Source organism: Chryseobacterium sp. PTM-20240506, assembly GCF_048296755.1.
Classification (GTDB): domain Bacteria; phylum Bacteroidota; class Bacteroidia; order Flavobacteriales; family Weeksellaceae; genus Chryseobacterium; species Chryseobacterium proteolyticum.
The window spans coordinates 4,359,034-4,377,946 of sequence record NZ_CP182581.1 but is presented as its reverse complement, the minus strand read 5'-3'; the positions used below and the strand labels follow the sequence as shown (position 1 = coordinate 4,377,946).

Below are 18,913 nucleotides of genomic sequence, written 5' to 3'. Positions count from 1 at the left end.
ATGTTTAAAAAAGTAATACACCGGCCGGTATTCGCAATCGTAATATCGGTCATCATCCTCTTTGTCGGTGGATTGGCCATTAAACAGCTTCCTACCGAACAATTTCCAAAAATCGCACCTACTACGGTTGCCGTATCCATTGCTTATCCGGGTGCGAGTGCCGATGTACTGGTGAAATCCTCATTGATTACCATTGAAAATGCCATCAATGGAGTACAGGGAATGCGTTACATCACCACCGATGCGACCAGTGCCGGAGAAGCTACGGTAAACGTTGTTTTTGATCCCGGAACAGATCCCAATGCTGCCGTTGTTCTTGTAAAAACGAGAGTAGACCAGGTGATGCCCCTTTTACCTGAACTCGTACAGAAAGAGGGGGTTGTAGTAAATCCCATTCAGCCCAGTATGTTGATGTATGTCAATTTATACAGCACCAACAAGAGCATGGACGAAAAATTCCTTTACAACTATGCAACCGTAAACATCATTCCTGAAATCAACCGTATTCACGGTATCGCAAAATCCCAGATCCTGGGAAGCCGAAGATATGCAATGCGAATCTGGTTGAATCCCGATCGTATGCGTGCTTATTCTATTTCTGTGGATGAGGTAATGAAGGCTATTGGTGAGCAAAGCATCATCGGGCGTCCCGGAAGAATCGGTCAGAGCTCAGGAATTGCAGCGCAGTCCCTTGAATATGTTCTTACCTATAAAGGACAATATAACAAACCTGAAGAGTATGAGAACATCATTGTACGTTCCAATGCTGAGGGGGAAAATATTAAGCTTAAAGACGTAGCTAAGGTAGAACTGGGAAGCGAATTCTTTGATATTTATTCCAATCTCGACGGACATCCTTCTGCTTCTATAGTCCTGAAGCAGAATTATGGAAGTAACGCGAATGACGTAATAAAAGATGTGAAAGCAAAGCTTGAGGAAATGAAAGGTAGCTTCCCACCAGGAGTAGATTACAAGATCAGCTATGACGTATCCCAGTTTCTGGATGCTTCCATCGAACAGGTGGTCCACACATTGAGGGATGCCTTTATTCTTGTAGCCATTGTAGTTTTCATCTTCCTTGGAGACTGGAGGTCAACATTGATCCCAATCATTGCCGTTCCCGTCTCTTTAGTAGGAACATTCTTTGTTATCCAGCTTTTTGGCCTATCCATAAATCTGGTAACCTTATTTGCCCTTGTTCTAGCTATCGGTATCGTTGTGGATAATGCGATTGTGGTTATTGAGGCTGTACACGCCAAGATGGAAGAAAGCAACATTTCACCTTATAAAGCTGTGAAAGAAGTAATGGCTGAAATTGCAGGCGCTATTATCGCAATTACTGCTGTAATGGTGGCAGTATTTGTCCCTATTTCATTTATGACAGGGCCGGTAGGAACCTTTTATCGTCAGTTTTCAATTACAATGGCGAGTTCCATCGTGATTTCTGCTGTAGTTGCCCTTACATTAACGCCTGTTTTAGCGGCAATGCTGCTGAAAAACAATCATGGAAAACCTAAAAAAGCCAATCTCTTTACAAAATCACTGGATGCATTTAATAAAGGTTTTGATAAAGTAACCGGTAAGTATGCATTGCTTCTGAGAAAAATCGTTAACAGAAAAGTGGTAACCTGGGGAATCCTGATTTTATTTTCAGCCGGAATTTTTATCATCAACAAAACACTTCCGGGAGGCTTCATCCCCAATGAAGACCAGGGAACGATTTATGCCATTATTCAGACACCTCCGGGTTCTACATTGGAACAGACCAATAAGGTTTCCAGAGCATTACAGAAGATCTGTCAGGGTGTGGACGGTGTAGAATCCGTATCCTCACTGGCGGGTTACGAAATTATGACGGAAGGGCGTGGTTCTAATGCCGGAACTTGTCTGATTAACCTTAAAACCTGGAGTGCCCGTGACCATTCTGTAAAAGAAATCATGAAAGAACTTGAAGAAAAATCAAAAGATCTCGGAGCAACCATTGAGTTTTTTGAACCACCGGCTGTTCCCGGATTTGGATCTTCAGGAGGATTTTCCATGAGACTGCTGGATCTGAACAGAACCACAGATTATCAGGATTTCGATAAGGTAAACAAGGAATTTATTGCCAACCTTAAAAAGCGCAAGGAATTAACAGGGGTATTCACCTTTTTTGCAGCCAATTATCCGCAATATGAGCTTGTTTTTGATAATAATGCCGCCATGCAGAAAGGAGTTTCTATCGGTAAGGCGATGGACAACCTGAATATCCTGATCGGAAGTACCTATGAGCAAGGATTTATCAGATTCGGGCAGTTCTTTAAAGTATATGTACAATCTTCTCCTGAATTCAGAAGACTTCCTTCGGATATCATGAAGCTCTATGTAAAGAATGACCGTGATGAAATGGTTCCTTATTCAGCATTCATGACGCTGAAAAAAACACAGGGGCCTAATGAAATTACCCGCTACAACATGTATAATTCTGCTGCGATCCGGGGGTTACCGGCTGCCGGGTACACAACTGCAGATGCAATTAATGCGATTAATGAAACAGCAATTAAAACTTTACCTCACGGATACAAAGTTGCCTGGGAAGGATTGTCTTATGACGAAGCACAGCGCGGAAATGAAGCCATCTATGTATTCCTGGTTGTTCTTGTATTCGTATACCTCGTACTTGCGGCGCAGTATGAAAGCTTTGTCATTCCATTCGCTGTCTTATTTTCGCTTCCTGTGGGGGTATTCGGATCTTTCCTTCTCCTTAAGGCAATGGGTCTGGAAAATGACATCTATGCTCAGGTAGGACTGATCATGGTAATAGGTCTTCTGGGTAAAAATGCAGTATTAATCGTTGAGTTTGCCGTACAGCGGAGACAGTCAGGGGATTCCATATTTGAAGCAGCCGTGGAAGGTGCAAGGATCAGGTTCCGTCCGATCTTGATGACTTCTTTTGCATTTATTGCAGGTCTTGTTCCTTTAATTTTTGCAGGAGGTGCCGGAGCGATCGGAAACCACACCATTGGAGCTTCTGCATTAGGAGGAATGCTCGTGGGAACTATTTTAGGAGTCATCATTATTCCTGGCCTCTATTACATTTTTGCCAAATGGTCTGATGGCAAAAAAATGATCAAAGACGAAGATGAATCACCGCTAAGCGAAGATATGATACACTATGAATAAGAATAAAATATATCAATATGCAGGGATCGCGTTGGTCCTATTAAGCCTTGCTGCCTGCAAACCTATAGAAATAGAACAGCGTGCCGAAAATAAAACAGTTCCTGAACAATACGGGACTGATGATAATAGTTCTTCCAATACAGGAAAGATCAAATGGAATGAATATTTCAGTGATCCAAATCTCCAGGCACTGATCAATGAAGCTCTTAAGAATAACCAGGAGCTGAATATTGTTCTCCAGGAAATAGAAATTTCCAAAAATGAGATCAAGGCCCGTAAGGGAGAGTATTTGCCATCAGTAGGTTTGAAAGCCGGAGCCGGTATGGATAAAGTAAGCAGATACACTAATATCGGCGCAATGGAAGCGAATACTGAAATTGAACCGGGCAGAGAAATGCCGGATCCTTTATTTGATTTTGCCGTAGGAGCCCAGGCCAAATGGGAAACCGATATCTGGGGGAAACTGCACAATGCCACAAGAGCTCAGGTACAGAGGTACCTTGCCGGTGTAGAGGGAAAGAATTTTATGACCACGAATCTTATTGCTGAAATTGCTGATTCTTACTATGAACTGCTGGCTCTGGATAATGAACTGGATATCCTACAGCAGAATATAAAGATTCAGAATGATGCTTTAGAGGTTGTAAGAGATCTCAAAAAATTTGCCCGTTCCAATGAACTTGCCGTTCAACGTTTTCAGGCTCAGGTATTAAAAACCCAGGGAATGCAGTACGATATCAGGCAGAAAATTGTGGAAACAGAGAACAGGATCAACTACCTTGTTGGAAGATTTCCACAGCCTGTGGAAAGAACCCGCAATACTTTTGATACCCTCGTTCCACAACCGGTATATACAGGAATTCCTTCAGAGCTACTGGAAAACAGACCTGACATTAAACAGGCTGAATATGAGCTTGCTGCATCAAAGCTGGATATAAAATCAGCAAAAGCAAGGTTTTATCCTTCTCTTGATATTGCTGCGGGAGTAGGATTTCAGGCTTTTAACCCTCTGTACATTGTCAAGCCTCAGTCCTTTCTGTATTCTCTTGCAGGAGAGCTTACTGCCCCACTGATCAATAGAAATGCAATAAAGGCAGCTTATTATAATGCCAATGCAAAACAGGTGCAGGCTGTTTACCATTATGAGCAAACTATACTGGGTGCTTATATTGAGGTAGCCAACCAATTATCAAAGATTCATAATCTGGAAAATAGTTTTGACATTAAAAATCAGGAAGTAAATGCCTTAACAAAGTCCATTGATATTTCCAATGATCTTTTTAAATATGCCCGTGCAGATTATATGGAAGTCCTCCTGACCCAACGGGATGCTCTTGAATCCAAGTTTGAACTCGTTGAAAAGAAAGTGAATCAGTTAAAAGCAAGTGTTGCCATTTACAGGGCACTTGGTGGCGGATGGGATCAGAATCCTGTTGCCCCCCCCGATATTATAAAAAAATAATATATACCAATTTAATTTTTTCTTAGGGAAGCTTACCGAAAGGTAGGCTTCTTTTTTAAGATTCAGGATCACTACCGTTTTCCAAAAACTCAATATTTCTTTTCAGGCCTGCATATTTTGTTCTTTTTACAGGCGATTTCCTGAAGATTTCAGAGAATAATTCCTGCGTAAGCTCTTTCCATTCGCCTTTTTTAAAATTTTTAAGGCTATCGTTAGGCTTGAACTTGCTCTGCATATTCGGAGCTGAAAACCGGTTCCAAGGGCAAACATCCTGACAGATATCACAGCCAAACATCCAATCCTGCATTTTATCCCTGAAATAATCGGGAATTTCACTTTTCAATTCAATGGTAGCATATGAAATACATTTGCTTCCATCAACGATTTTATCCGAGATGATAGCATCTGTAGGACAAGCATCGATACATTTTCTGCAGGTACCGCAATGGTTGGTGGTTTCGTGATCTGCAATCAGCTCAAGATCGCAAATAATCTCCGCTAAAAAATAAAAGGAGCCGTTTTGTTTCGTGATCAGATTGGCGTTTTTCCCTACCCATCCAATTCCGGATTTCCTGGCCCAGCTTCTTTCAAGTACGGGAGCAGAATCTACAAAAACCCTGAATCCGAATTCCCCGATCTCCTCCTGCAGCTCAGTCACCATTTCACGAAGAATTTCCTTAATTACCTCGTGATAATCTTCGGCGTATGCATACTTTGAGATCTTGTAGTTTTCCAGCGTGGAAAGCTTCTCTTCAGGGAAATAGTTATAGGATAATGAAATCACTGACTTCGAGCCTTCTACCAGTAATCGGGGATCTAATCTTTTATCAAAATGGTTTTCCATGTATTTCATTTCCCCATGGAAGTTATTCTTTAACCATTTCTCCAGATGACGGGCATCTTCTTCGAGGAAATCAGCTTTGGAGATACCACAATTCTGAAATCCAAAACGTTGTGCCTTGGACTTTATCAGTTCAGAATATTTTTCAGCAGTTGAATTCATGATTTCCCATTGCAAAACTAAGATTATTTTATAAATTTGTTGGAGTTTGGGTGTGTGAAATATTTCAGACAGCCATTTTATACTTTTAACACTAAATATTTACAATTATGTCATTAGCAGATGTATTAAAATCCGGAAATTATCAATTAATAGATGTTCGCGAACCAATGGAACTGGAAATGGATGGTAATATAGAAGGAGCTCAAAATATTCCATTAGGTGAAGTTGAAGATAGAAAAGAAGAAATTCTATCGATAGAAAAACCAGTTGTAATTTTCTGCAGAAGTGGAAACAGAAGCGGAAAAGCGTTGGAATATTTAAATTCCCAGGGGTTAAAGGACGGTTATAACGGCGGTGGCTGGGCAGACCTGAAAGCAACAATCGAAGCAAATCAAGGAACTTTTTAAGTTCCTTTTTTTATCCCTTTTAATAATATGAATCTGAAAGAAAGATTAGCTCAGAATCTCCTTCCTTACACACAGGACCAGTATCTCATTAATAAATTGTGGCAGGAAATAGAGATCCAATACTCCCAAAAAGGAAGATTTTATCACAATCTGGAACATCTGACTGCTTTATTTTCGGAGCTGGAAAAGGTAAAAAGTGATATTTCAGATTTTCAGGTGATAAGTTTTGCAGTATTTTATCACGATATTATTTATGATGCTTCCTCAAAAGCTAATGAGAAAAAAAGTGCTGAATTGGCGAAAATAAGGCTTAGTGAAATTAAGGTAGATAAAAAGTCCGTAGATAATATATTTCAACAGATTCTGGCAACTCAACTGCATCAAAAATCCCCAGATAATGACACCAACTATCTTTTAGACGCTGACTTATCGATTTTAGGACAAGACCCTCAAACCTATCTGGAATATACTAAAATGATCAGAAGAGAATACTCTATCTATCCTGACTTTCTATATAAACCTGGCAGAAGAAAAGTACTTCTGCATTTTCTGGAGTCGGATTATATTTTTAAAACTGACTATTTTAAGAATAAATATGAACATCAGGCCAGAAAAAATATAGAGTATGAATTAACAAATTTATAGACCAACCTTATTAAATGTGTTTCTCTATGAACTCTTTCGCCTTCTCCAATATAATTTCAGGTACTTCTTTGTGTGGTGTATGTCCTACCCCTGGTATAATATATTTCTCTGAGAATCCGCTCATCTGTCCTACTGTTTTTTCTACCTGATCTAAAGTTCCATATTCATCAGCATCTCCCTGAATAAATAGTAATGGACATATAATATCTTTCAATATATACTCGATGTTCCAATTTCTGTATCCCTCCCGAGTCCAGGTTTCTGTCCAGGCCTTGAAAAGCATTTCTACTTTATCTCCGTGGTATTTTTGCAGGCGCTCAGGAAGATTCGTAGTTTTATAAGCTTCCCATGCATCGTACACTCCTTTCAGCGTAACATCTTCAACGAAAATATGTCCTGCTTCACAAATAACGGCTTTTATTCTTTCGGGATATTTACCGGCAGTGATAAGAGCTATGGTTCCTCCGTCACTGTGCCCGAATAAAATAGCATCTTTGATGTTAAGCTCCTGCAACAACTCATTCAGAAGATCTGCTTCCAACTCCATATAATTATCGGGTCTTTCGTATGTAAGCATCGGACCTGATTTACCATATCCTAAACGATCATAAACCAGAACATTACATTGGGAAGCTTCGGAAAGTTTTTGGGGAAAATCCCTCCATAATTGGGTGCATCCAAGGGAGTCGTGAAGAAAAACCAATGTAGGCCTGTTGCCCAGTGAATTATCGTATTCTATATAAAGATTTTTTATTTGGGGTTTTGCTAAATTAACCGACATTCAAGTTATTGCTTCATTAAAATTTAGGCATTTTTACCTCTTCAAATTCATTCAGAAGGTTAGCAAAAACAGTTTCAACAGGTAGGATGTCATTGATCAATGCAGACACTTGTCCTATTTCCAGTTCTCCATCTTCCAGATCTCCTTCGAACATCCCCTTTTTTGCTCTTGCCCTACCCAAAGACGCCGCTAAAGCTTCCGCATCTCTCCCGGACTGATAAATATTTTCTAGCTCATTGAAGAATTTATTTTTAACCATCCTTACCGGAGCCAGTTCTTTTAAGGTAAGATGAGTATCTCCTTCATTCAGCTCTGTAATTTTCTTTTTCCAGTTTTCGTGGGCGCTGGCTTCATGGGTTGCCGCAAACCGGGACCCTATTTGTACACCATCTGCTCCCAAAATCATAGCCGCTTTTATCTGAGAACCTAAAGCAATCCCTCCAGCTGCAATTAAGGGCTTAGAAATGTGTTGCTTTACATTAGGGATAAGGCAGAAGGTCGTAGTTTCATCTCTTCCGTTATGTCCTCCTGCTTCAAAGCCTTCCGCTACCACAGCATCTACTCCCGCATCTTCACATTTAATGGCAAATTTTGTAGACGAAACAACATGAGCCACCTTAATACCTTCTTTCTGTAAAGTTTCTGTATAGGTTTTAGGATTTCCTGCTGAGGTAAAAACAATCTTCACTCCTTCTTCCAAAATGATTTGAATAATTTCCTCGATATTAGGATAAAGCATAGGTACATTTACGCCAAAAGGCTTGTCTGTAGCTGCTTTGCATTTCTGAATATTCTCTCTTAAAATATCGGGGTACATACTTCCTGCACCGATTAATCCCAGCCCTCCGCAATTGGAAACTGCTGAAGCAAGTCTCCATCCGGAATGCCATATCATTCCTGCCTGAATGATCGGATATTTTATATCAAAAAGTCTGGTAATCCTGTTTTGTTCTGATTCCATCCCATAAATTTTTTTAGCCGCACTAAAATCTATAAAATTACTCATGCTGTAAAAATACTAAAAAACAAAAATTTCATCCCTTTCTATTTGAAGAATATTCAGATAAATTTTCTTTTTAATTTTAATTATCCCGGATGCCATCTATAAAAAAAACCTTCAGATGATCTGAAGGTTTTTCTATTATTTCTTTAAAGCCTCTTTTTTCCAGTTTCCTTTAAACTTGCAGGAATCGTAACGGCTGTCTATCGATATAAATGTTGTTGGTAATTTGGAGTTCACAAATTTTTCAACCATTTCATTTCGCTTCTTATTAAGTGCCATTTGCTTTATTCTGTCATAATCGGTTTCCAGAGTGATCTGGTGAGAAGGAATCACATCTTCGATCTTTACAATTTTCACTACTTTTCTTTTTCTCTCGTCTTCATCATCAAAAGCACTGGTAATATCATCCTTATTAAGACCTGCCAATTCATAGCTGATAGTTCCCGGAATAGTTTCTCTTTCGATCTTATTAGAACCATCAGATCCGGAAATTACCCCACCATTGAATTTTGTTCTTTTATCATCTGAATATTTAAAGGCAGCATCTTTAAATGTAATTTTCCCTTCTGTAATCAGGGTTTTAATACTGTCTAATTTCTTTTTAGCTGTTTTAATTTCGTCTTCAGTAGGAGTAGCCATCAAAAGGATATGTCTTGCATCATATATCTTTCCTGATTTTTTCACCAATTGAATGATATGGTACCCAAATTCTGATTCTACAGGGTCTGAAATTTCCCCTTCCTGAAGGTTTAGTGCAGCCGCTTCGAATGGTTTTACCATCTGTCCTTTAGAGATATTTTTCATTAAACCTCCAGTAGATGCAGAACCCGGATCCTCAGAATAGATTCTCGCCTGGCTTTCAAATGATTCTCCACCTGCAATATCCTGTTTAATCTTTTTTAACTTATTGATCAGCTCATCTTTATGGGCTTCCGTAAGTTTAGGATACATCATGATCTGCGCTAAAGTTACTTCATCCTTAATTTCAGGTAACTGAGCTTTATACATATTATAAAAATCGGTTACTTCATTTGGCGTAACATCGGCCTTATCAGTAACTCTCTGATATTTTGCCTGCCCGTAATAGGTATCCGTGTCTATCTTTTCGATAGCATTCTTCATTTCGTAAGCAGTTCTGAACTTGTAGGCGGCTAACATTGATTTTTCGTCAGGAAATTGGGAAAGTAACTGGCTGTACTTTGCATTAGCCTGAGTTTTAATAGCAGCCGATCTGTTTTCAATCAAGGTATCCTTTTTTGCTTCGAATACAAGAAGTTTATTGTTGATCAGATTCTCCAAAAACTCACACTTATCTGTGTTGGAAGCGCCCTGCTGTTTTGCATAATTCATCTGTTCATTAACGTCAGACTCTAACACAATTTCATCTCCGATTACAGCAGCAATACCATCCACCAGGTCCCCTTGTTTTAACTGGGCCTTCATGTTAGTAGCAAACAGCATCACAAAAACTCCAAAAAGAAAAGTGATCTTTAGTTTATTTATCATTTTAGTATTTTAAACAAGTTGCAAATTTAGAATTCTTAACGAATTACACTAAATTTTTTATTATAAATATTTCTTAAAAACATCTATTTATTGTAGTTCAACGTCAAATGTTGTTAATTCTTTGAATTGTCTCAGTCTGCTGAACATATCCGATTCACTTACTTCTTCAATTCTTTCGGTCCCGAACTTCTCTACAGTAAATGAGGCCATTGCTGAACCAACGATCAATGCTGATTTCATCGTTTCAAAATCGATTTTCTGTTTCTTGGCTAAATAGGCAGCAAAACCACCTGCAAAAGTATCTCCTGCTCCGGTCGGATCAAAAACATCTTCTAACGGAAGGGCCGGAATAGCGAACACCTGAGTTTCATTGAACAGTAATGCTCCGTGTTCCCCTTTTTTAATGATCACATATTTAGGTCCCATTTTAAGGATCTTTTTTGCCGCTTTTACTAAAGAGTATTCTCCTGAAAGCTGTCTGGCTTCTTCGTCATTGATGGTAATCACATCTGTTTTGGCGATCATATCCATTAAAATATCCATCGCAGTATCCATCCAGAAATTCATGGTATCCAGGACAACAAGCTTTGGACGTTCATTCATTTTTTCCAGAACGGACAGCTGTACCCCCGGATGAAGGTTTCCTAACAACAAAATCTCTGCATCCTGCATAGAATCCGGGATTTTCGGATCAAAATTTTCCAGAACATTTACTTCTGTAGCTAAGGTATCTCTTGTATTTAAATCATTATGATACTTTCCTGACCAGAAAAATGTTTTTCCTTCTTTCACGATCTCAATTCCTTCGATATTTACATCCCTGTCGGTAAACATATCAAGATGCTCTTGTGGAAAATCCCCTCCAACAACAGAAACAATCCCTGATTTTACGCCTAAGATAGATGAAGTGATCCCGATATAAGTAGCGGCACCTCCCAAAATTTTATCTGTCTTACCAAACGGTGTTTCAATTGCATCAAATGCAACACTTCCAACAACTAAAAGTTTCATATATTTTTCAATGTATTTTAAACTGATTTATTTTTTCCATTCGAAAGTATCCAGCAGATGCTTCATATCATTCTTGATATAATTTACTGCAGGAGCCAATGAATCCGGTTTCGGTCTTGTATTAAAGTATAGATAAGCAGTTACAAAGTGTTTTGTACTGTCTGTAATGTAAAATTGAAGATTGGAAGCACTCTGCCCCTTTAATTCGTAAAAATTCCCGTAGACTTTCTTTTCGGGATATTCAAAAGACTTAGTGTCAATGGCACTGGCCTTAATGGTGTGCTCATACACCATCTTTTCAGCTTCTTTGATATGATCGGCAAAATCATTCTGAATCGGATAATAGGTAACAAAAACCTTAGCCTTCATTTTAGGATAATTCAGATAGTACCAGCAAGGCCTTTTAGCATTTGTGATCATTGCAAAATCCGAGTATTCAAAACTATAAGCACAGTCAGGATCAAATTTTTGATATTTTGGTGTGGGATATTCCAAACGCAGTTCTCCGTATGGTTTTGGGATTGGATCTTTTCCACATGAAATTAAAAGCAATGAAGCAAATATAAAAATGACTTTTTTAATCATTTTGCAAAAGTACAAATTAGATTTCAGATTTAGGAAGACAAATTTCAGTCTTTCAACGAGTTTTGGATATAGCTTTCCAGAGGCTTGGGAAAAGATTTATCCTGTGATCCCCGGTAGTCCGTTACAATATATAGATTATTTACTGTAAAATCCTCCCAGATAGCTTTTGAAGGGATTTCAACATTATAAATATCTATGGTAAGATTCTTATGGGTGAGCTTATGTTGAACTGTTTTAAGGTTTTTTATAAATATCTTGAAATCCTTAGGAAGAGAGGACGGAAATTCAAAAAGTTTCTTCCAGATAAAATCATCTTTTCTTTGTTGGATCACAAATTGGCCTTTGTAATGAATAAAATAATACTGCAGATGAAGGTCTTCTGTTTTTACTTTTTTTGTTTTAACCGGAAACTCTGAAACCTTGTTCAAAGCAAAGGCCAGGCAATCATCTTCTAAAGGACATTTTTCACACAGAGGATTTTTGGGCTTACAGATTTCAGATCCCAGATCCATCATGGCCTGATTAAAATCTCCTACATTCTCCGGCATAACTAATGACGCCAATTCAGAAAAATAAGCAAAGGCCTTTGAACCTGAAATATCAAAATCATCTGCGAAAACACGACTTAATACCCTGTAGAAATTCCCATCAACGGCAGGCATGCGTCCGTTAAAACAAATGCTCGAAACTGCAGCTGCAGTATACTTCCCCACTCCTTTTAGCCGTAATATATCCTCATACCGGGCAGGAAAAATACCATCAAAATCTGTCATGATCTGTTGGGCTGCCTTATGGATATTGATTGCTCTGGAATAATACCCCAAGCCTTTCCAGTGAAGCAAGACTTCATCTTCTTCTGCTGACGCCAGGGATTTCACATCCGGAAATCGTCTGATAAAATTATTATAATGGTTAAGCCCCTGAGCAATTCTGGTTTGCTGAAAAACAATTTCGCAGATCCATATTTTATATGGATCTTTTGTTTTTCTGAATGGTAAATCTCTGGCATTTTCCTTGTACCATCCTAACAGCTTGTTTCCGACATGAAGAAAGTCCGAATCCTTAAAATTCTTTTCCAAAAAGTGACTCTGTTTAAATAATTCAACCTGCCTTTTACATCATTTCACAAATAGGATATGAAATAAATAAAAGCATTTGCAAAGATAGAACTATTTACTTTCTGTACCTACGGTATATACTGGAGCGGATTTCAGCCATTGATACTTAAGCTTTTTCTCTTCTGCAATAAAACGGTATCCGTTAAGTTTTTTCAGAAAAACATACATGGAATCTTTTTTAAGCTTTAGCCTCTGGTTGGATAGAAACTGGAACGGATAGGTGACCACAGAGTCTCTTGTCGTTTTTTCTATCTCACCGGAAGTAAGTCTGTAAATAAAAATAGGTCTCCCGCGACCGGATGAGCTGTCTACGAGCTTTATATCTGAACTGACAAGAACCATATCACTACCGTCGATACATTCTTCTTTATTCATAATATAAGCTTTCCCTTCCTGTCTCTCATCTTCAAAAAGATCTTTTTTATAGTAATTCGGGCTTTGATATTTCTTCTCGCAGCCTATAAAAAGCATCAGGAAAACGGGTATGCAATAGGCAAACCTGGATGTAAACATATTAATTTTCATATAAATTTGGTAGAAAAAAACCGATGTAAAATTGCATCGGTTTTTATTATTTGGTAAGGATATATTAGTCCTGAGTATATTGAGACTCCCATTCGTTACCATCATCCCCTTTATGTCCGTCCAATTTAATAACGAAACTCTTTGTTGGGAAATAAGGCGTTAAACGGATATCAAGCCATACCCTGTCTTTATTTACTTTATCCTGTTCGAAACGAACGATCTTGAATTTTTCAATCAGTTTATCCGGACCTTTGATACCATCAAGGAAGGTTACAATCTGTCTTCTCAGATCATCTTCATTTTTAGCGGTCCAGTTTTCAAATGCTCTTCTGTTAAGGAAATCCAGCAAAACTTTGGTTACATAATCGAATACACGAACTACGGAATAGGTTTGAAGACCGATATTATCTCCTGTAAACAACGTTTTTGCAGAGAAGGCCATGATCTTGCCATATTCATTAACCATTGGGACCAATCCCATTTTTTCCAACTGAGAAATTTCACTCTTCTTCAATTCGAATTTTACGGCATCTACTTCGTTGATGTTACCATGTTTCTTACCGGCCGCTACCTGAGACATTAATGTTTTATGGATTTTACCGGCCAATGAAGTAGAAGGTGGAAGTTCCACATTTTCTTCTTCACCCACTTCTTCAGCTCTTCCACGTCCTACAAGCCAGTTGCAGGTCATGATTACATTACTTCTGTGAAGTTCTCCACCGGTAAGGTTCGCAGAATGAAATAAATCCACTACGTCATCCGGTTTGTCAAGATTAGCAAAATCGGTAACCAACATTACTTTGTTCTCATTACAGATCTTTGCCCATTTTTCGACTACTTTATTTGATCCTAAATAACCAGGAATGGCTAAAAGGGAATAATTGTCTCTAAGATCCAGACGATCATAATAACTCTTGAATTCTTCAGCAATAGCATCGATGAAAAGCGGATTATCAAGATCCGATAGTTGATCTAAGCTTGCATTCACAATACTTACATTATCAACCTTATCAAGTTCGGTATTTTTATAGAACTGTGCTACTGTACGATAAGATGTTTCTAACTGACGAACCGTATCCAGAGTGTTCTTTAAATTTGTTTTTAAACTATTTTCTGCCTGTTGTGCTTTATTTTTGCACACTTCTGCCATTTTATCTGCAGATTCGTTCCCTTCCAGAAGGCTTACCCAAAGATTAATCTTCTGTAGCAATTCTTTTCTTTCATCTCCTTTATTATTATCGGTGAGAAATATTTCTTTTCTTGCTTTTCTGGTAGGATTCATGTTGGCGATGCCGTCAACAACAGATTCTACAAAACCGAAACCACCAATTTTATTGAGTTCGGCAAGGGGATTACCTTTCGGTTGTCCCGAATGTTGCTGCTGGCCTTGTTGTTGGCTTTCAGCTGCCTGTAATTTACTATCCATGATTTAATGTAAAGTCTTTAGGTTATTTTTCAAGTTCTTGTGCCACTTCTTTCAACACTTCCACAAATGCAGCTCTTGTCTGCTCATTTTCCAGCATACTGCGTAGAACCTTATTGGTTTTTAGCTGGCGGACAATTTTATTATATTGTTCCTGTTCCATACTAAGTTGCTGTAAATAATCTGATTTTTGCGTAAGGCTTTTAGGAGTGAAGTCTCCCAGATTTTGAAAACGGAATTCTTCATTGATTACACTACCATCTTCCGTTTCATGTTGTACACTTATCGAAGGTTGAAAATGTTTGAAGACGTCATCCACAGTCTTTAATCCTGTTACAATTTCAGGGGTATAAGATTCATCGGTAGTAAGCTGGCTTACAATTAATGACTTATTCTCTTGGATTTCCTGAATAGCCTCATTAGCGTCTACTTTTATCTCGTTTCCGCCAACACCATAATTAAACATTGCCATATTATTATTATTTTGAGATTTTTGATTTTGGTTAGAACCGGCTTTACCCGACGAATCGAATAAGTCGCCAATCCAATGTTTAAATTTAAAAAAAAACTCCAACATACAAAATTTTGTTAAGATTTTTCTTACATTATTTAATCCTATTTGGTCTGTGACACTTAAATATGTCATTTTCACCTCACTAAACTATGAAAAATAAATAAAAATAAGCTATAAAGAGGTAAAATAAAATCCTGGTGTACTTTGCTCTTATGCAAAGATGTTAAATCCGGGACAAAATAAAAATTCTTCTTATATCTGAAAAAAATACTGAAAAAAATATTCTTTATATTTAAACAAAGAAACAGAATTATGAAAGATGTAAAGATAGCGTTTAGAAAACCAATATTTCCTGTTTCAGAAGCATTACAGCAATATCTGAAAAAACACAACAGAATAACCAAGATTCATTTTCTGTATGAAGACCTCCTGAGATTTAGTGACAGCGTAAGTATCCTGGATAATGATGGTAAAGATACTTTGTGGCTTGGGGTATTGTATTCTGAACATGAGTTTAAAGAAATAGAAGCTAATCTAAACAAGATCTATACTCTTCTTCATTCTGACGGAGATGAGGCTACTTTACCCTACCTGAAAGTGGATACAATCGACTTTTGCACCTTCGGAAATTCTAAACCTTTTCGAATCCGGGTGAGAAATATTCTGAATGACAATTACACTAACTTTTATATTAAGCAGGCAGATGCTTCCCGTATTTATGGACTGGAGCTTGAGGATCTGCTTTCTCCTAATCGAATTAACTTTCTGATTTACAAAAACACTTTAATAGAAGAGCATATTTTAGGAATTCCCGGTGATGTTTTTATTAAGAAGCACTTACCCAATTGTACGGAGCCCGAAAAAGCTCAGATCTCCAAGGAGTTTGTAAAATTCAATGAACGCTGTCTTATTGGGCTCCTTGGTGACATGCGCTCTTATAACTATGTCATTATTCCAATACATGATTTTGACCAGGTTATTTACAGAATCCGCCCCATTGACTTTGACCAACAAACTTATGAAGGAAATCTGAAGGTATACCTCCCCCAATATTTTAAAGAAAACAGTCAAATGGTCAATATGGTACTGGAAAAACTGAAACCCAGTTCCATAGAACAGTACCGTAAAGAAGTACGTTCACAAATTGTAAAAAGGGTAACCAGCAGTAAAAACAGATTTGATGAACTCATTTCTATTATGAAAAAAGAAGATCTCGCACCGGAAGCCAATGTTACAGAACTAAAGACGGCTTTGCAAAAACTCACTTACGATGTAAATTTCAAATATTGTAAAACCATGGGAGACATTATAGAAACCGGAATAAAGTTTGTGATCCGGAATTATAAAAATGCATATTAAAGAAAATCCGTCCCCACTAATGTGAGAGACGGATTTTTTCTTTTCTAACAATTTTCGGTTGAATTACCAAATTTTTATACGATCCTGAGGTGCTTTGTACAGCTTATCTCCAGGTTTTATATCAAATGCTTTGATAAATGCATCCTGATTCACCAATGGGCCAAAGGCTCTGAAATATCCAGGAGAATGCGGATCGGTCTTCACCTGATTTACCATATACTGATCCGTAGACTTAGTTCTCCAAACTGTTGCCCAGCTCATGAAGAATCTCTGATCTTGGGTAAATCCACTGATTAATCCCGGATTTCCATGATCTTTAAGGTACATCTGCAATGCATCATATGCTACCGCCACTCCACCAAGATCGCCAATGTTTTCACCGCTTGTAAACTTACCGTTTACAAAACTTCCCTTTACAGGCTCATATCCGTTATACTGAGCTGCAAGCTGTCCTACTTTTGCATCAAAGTTTTTACGGTCGGCATCTGTCCACCAGTTATTCAGATTTCCATCTCCATCGAATCGGGAACCACTATCATCAAAACCATGAGAAATTTCGTGGCCGATAACAGCTCCTATTCCACCAAAGTTAACGGCAGCATCCGCTTTAGGGTTATAGAAAGGAGGCTGAAGAATAGCGGCAGGGAATACAATCTCATTATTTGAACCGCTATAATACGCATTTACCGTTTGTGGAGTCATTCCCCACTCAGTTTTATCAACAGGCTTGCCTACTTTTTCCAGACTTCTCTGGTATTGCCAAGCGGCAACATTCTGTAAGTTAGAATATAACGTTGCTCCCTTAGATGGTGCTTCTACTTTCAATGCAGAATAATCTTTCCACTTATCCGGATAAGCAATTTTTACGGTGAACTTAGAAAGTTTTTCCTGCGCTTTAACTTTTGTTTCCGGAGACATCCAATCCATTTCATTGATATGCGTCTTGAACGATTTCAGAATGTAATCAATATAAGTTTCCATCTGCTCTTTTGCTTCAGGAGTAAAGTATTTCTCAACATATAATTTTCCAAAAGCTTCACCAAGAACGCCATTCACCAGGCTTAGCCCTCTTTTATTCATCGGACGTTGTTCTTTTTGACCCTGAAGATATTTGGAGTAGAAATCAAAACGGATTTGCTCCAGACCATCATCGAGGTTGCTTGCATTACCATTAATGACATGATATTTTAAATAGTCTTTCAATAATGGAAGATTCTTCTGTGTGATGAACTGATCCATATTCTGATAATATTTCAATTCACCTACAATAACTTTATCTGTTTTTACTCCGGCATCTGCAAGATATTTAGCCAGGTTTACATTTTTAACCAATCCTGATAGCTCAGAAACATTTTTAGGATTATATCTTAAATTGGCATCCCTGTTCTGCTCCAGGGTTAAAAGGTAGTTTGCCAATTGTTTTTCAAAGGCAACCACATTTTCTGCAGCCTGGGTAGAGTTTTTATATCCTAATACTCCGAATAGCTTTCCTACATAAGTAGTATACTCACCCAAAGTTTTGGTATTGGCTTCATTTACTTTTTGATAATAATCTCTTCCTAATCCGAGATCCGGTCCACCAAGATAAACAGCATTCATTTTAGAATTCTTCATATCTGCACCTACTCTCCATCCATAGAACGAATTGTCACCTAATCTTGTCGCATCCAAAAGATATTTTTGTAGATCATTAAGGTTTTTAATGGCATCAATTTTAGCCAGATCACCTTTAATAGGAGCTAATCCATCAGCATTTCTTTTGTTTACATCCATAAAAGATGCATACAAATTCTGTATTTTTTGCCCTTCCGAACCATCAGAATATTTTTCAGATAAGATTTTATTCAAAATATCAAGGGAAGCATCATCCACATTTTCCCTCAATGCATTGAAGGAACCCCAGCTTGCTTTATCAGACGGAATCTGTGTATTTTTCACCCAATTTCCGTTCACGTAATTAAAGAAATCATCCTGAGGACGAACACTTTTATCCATGTAAGAAAGGGTAATCCCTTCTTCTTTCACCTCTTCTTTTACGGGTTGTGTAGTTGCCACCGGAGTTTCTGTTTTAGTAGTTTTTTCTGCAGTTTTTGCTGTTCCGCAAGAATTTAAAAATACCATACCCGAAAAGGCAAGTATCCCAATATTTAGCTTTTTCATTAAAGATCGTTTTTTGATTTTACACAAACTTACCAAATATACGAATTTTCATTATGTAAGATGGTAGAATTGAGAAATTGTTAAAAGTTGAGGAATATGGCAATCAGGTTAAGAGAGTATAAGCTCCAGGATTTGAAATTAGAGAAAAAATACCGATTATTGAAATAAAAGTATAGACCCATTTCTTCCGATTGAGATTTACCAACTACTGTACATGATTTGCTCAGCAAGTAAATAAAAGCCGCTCAT

General features: G+C 37.9%; 16 protein-coding genes. 5 read left to right on the top strand and 11 right to left on the bottom strand.

Annotated features, from left to right (window positions below):
- Positions 1-3,162, top strand: coding sequence for an efflux RND transporter permease subunit (locus ACNFU2_RS19665; RefSeq protein ID WP_172276814.1), 3,162 nt, complete (start codon positions 1-3; stop codon positions 3,160-3,162).
- Positions 3,155-4,624: a TolC family protein gene (locus ACNFU2_RS19660; RefSeq protein ID WP_172276811.1), complete on the top strand. Its 1,470-nt coding sequence runs from the start codon at positions 3,155-3,157 to the stop codon at positions 4,622-4,624. The genes ACNFU2_RS19665 and ACNFU2_RS19660 overlap by 8 nt, the downstream gene beginning before the upstream one ends.
- A gap of 55 nt (positions 4,625-4,679) precedes the next feature.
- On the opposite strand, the gene queG is transcribed toward ACNFU2_RS19660, so the two are convergent.
- The gene (gene queG, locus ACNFU2_RS19655; protein ID WP_306611210.1) at positions 4,680-5,627 is read right to left on the bottom strand and encodes a tRNA epoxyqueuosine(34) reductase QueG; all 948 of its coding nucleotides are present in this window, start codon (positions 5,625-5,627) and stop codon (positions 4,680-4,682) included.
- Between the two features lie 107 nt (positions 5,628-5,734).
- Here queG and ACNFU2_RS19650 point away from each other — a divergent pair, with 107 nt between their 5' ends.
- On the top strand, positions 5,735-6,034 hold the full coding sequence (locus tag ACNFU2_RS19650) for a rhodanese-like domain-containing protein (protein WP_172276805.1): 300 nt from the start codon (positions 5,735-5,737) through the stop codon (positions 6,032-6,034).
- 27 nt (positions 6,035-6,061) lie between these two features.
- The gene (locus tag ACNFU2_RS19645) at positions 6,062-6,679 is read left to right on the top strand and encodes a hypothetical protein (RefSeq protein ID WP_306611207.1); all 618 of its coding nucleotides are present in this window, start codon (positions 6,062-6,064) and stop codon (positions 6,677-6,679) included.
- Between the two features lie 10 nt (positions 6,680-6,689).
- Here the strand turns inward: ACNFU2_RS19645 and ACNFU2_RS19640 are convergent, their stop codons facing one another.
- The 9 genes from ACNFU2_RS19640 to ACNFU2_RS19600 form a co-directional block, all read right to left on the bottom strand.
- The gene (locus ACNFU2_RS19640) at positions 6,690-7,460 is read right to left on the bottom strand and encodes an alpha/beta fold hydrolase (protein WP_273650950.1); all 771 of its coding nucleotides are present in this window, start codon (positions 7,458-7,460) and stop codon (positions 6,690-6,692) included.
- A gap of 16 nt (positions 7,461-7,476) precedes the next feature.
- Entirely contained in the window at positions 7,477-8,421 is a 945-nt protein-coding gene (locus ACNFU2_RS19635; protein ID WP_172276796.1) for an NAD(P)H-dependent flavin oxidoreductase, read from the bottom strand.
- A gap of 180 nt (positions 8,422-8,601) precedes the next feature.
- Entirely contained in the window at positions 8,602-9,969 is a 1,368-nt protein-coding gene (locus tag ACNFU2_RS19630) for a peptidylprolyl isomerase (RefSeq protein ID WP_273650949.1), read from the bottom strand.
- An 87-nt stretch (positions 9,970-10,056) separates the two neighbouring features.
- Positions 10,057-10,980 carry a PfkB family carbohydrate kinase gene (locus tag ACNFU2_RS19625; RefSeq protein WP_273650948.1) on the bottom strand — a complete coding sequence of 308 codons (924 nt, stop codon included), beginning with the start codon at positions 10,978-10,980 and terminating at the stop codon, positions 10,057-10,059.
- Between the two features lie 27 nt (positions 10,981-11,007).
- Positions 11,008-11,565 carry a gliding motility lipoprotein GldD gene (gene gldD / locus ACNFU2_RS19620; RefSeq protein WP_273650947.1) on the bottom strand — a complete coding sequence of 186 codons (558 nt, stop codon included), beginning with the start codon at positions 11,563-11,565 and terminating at the stop codon, positions 11,008-11,010.
- A gap of 44 nt (positions 11,566-11,609) precedes the next feature.
- Positions 11,610-12,644, bottom strand: coding sequence for an A/G-specific adenine glycosylase (gene mutY, locus ACNFU2_RS19615; protein WP_273650946.1), 1,035 nt, complete (start codon positions 12,642-12,644; stop codon positions 11,610-11,612).
- Between the two features lie 90 nt (positions 12,645-12,734).
- Positions 12,735-13,208 (bottom strand): hypothetical protein, encoded by a 474-nt coding sequence (locus ACNFU2_RS19610; RefSeq protein ID WP_273650945.1) that lies wholly within the window; start codon positions 13,206-13,208, stop codon positions 12,735-12,737.
- Between the two features lie 64 nt (positions 13,209-13,272).
- Positions 13,273-14,634 (bottom strand): DUF5458 family protein, encoded by a 1,362-nt coding sequence (locus ACNFU2_RS19605; RefSeq protein WP_172276781.1) that lies wholly within the window; start codon positions 14,632-14,634, stop codon positions 13,273-13,275.
- Between the two features lie 22 nt (positions 14,635-14,656).
- Positions 14,657-15,103, bottom strand: coding sequence for a type VI secretion system contractile sheath small subunit (locus ACNFU2_RS19600; protein ID WP_228456922.1), 447 nt, complete (start codon positions 15,101-15,103; stop codon positions 14,657-14,659).
- A gap of 354 nt (positions 15,104-15,457) precedes the next feature.
- Here ACNFU2_RS19600 and ACNFU2_RS19595 point away from each other — a divergent pair, with 354 nt between their 5' ends.
- A complete protein-coding gene (locus ACNFU2_RS19595; RefSeq protein WP_172276775.1) occupies positions 15,458-16,504 on the top strand; it encodes a hypothetical protein in 1,047 nt (348 codons plus the stop codon).
- A 63-nt stretch (positions 16,505-16,567) separates the two neighbouring features.
- Here ACNFU2_RS19595 and ACNFU2_RS19590 read toward each other — a convergent pair whose 3' ends face one another.
- Positions 16,568-18,664 carry a M13 family metallopeptidase gene (locus ACNFU2_RS19590; protein WP_273650944.1) on the bottom strand — a complete coding sequence of 699 codons (2,097 nt, stop codon included), beginning with the start codon at positions 18,662-18,664 and terminating at the stop codon, positions 16,568-16,570.
- Positions 18,665-18,913 lie beyond the last annotated feature (249 nt).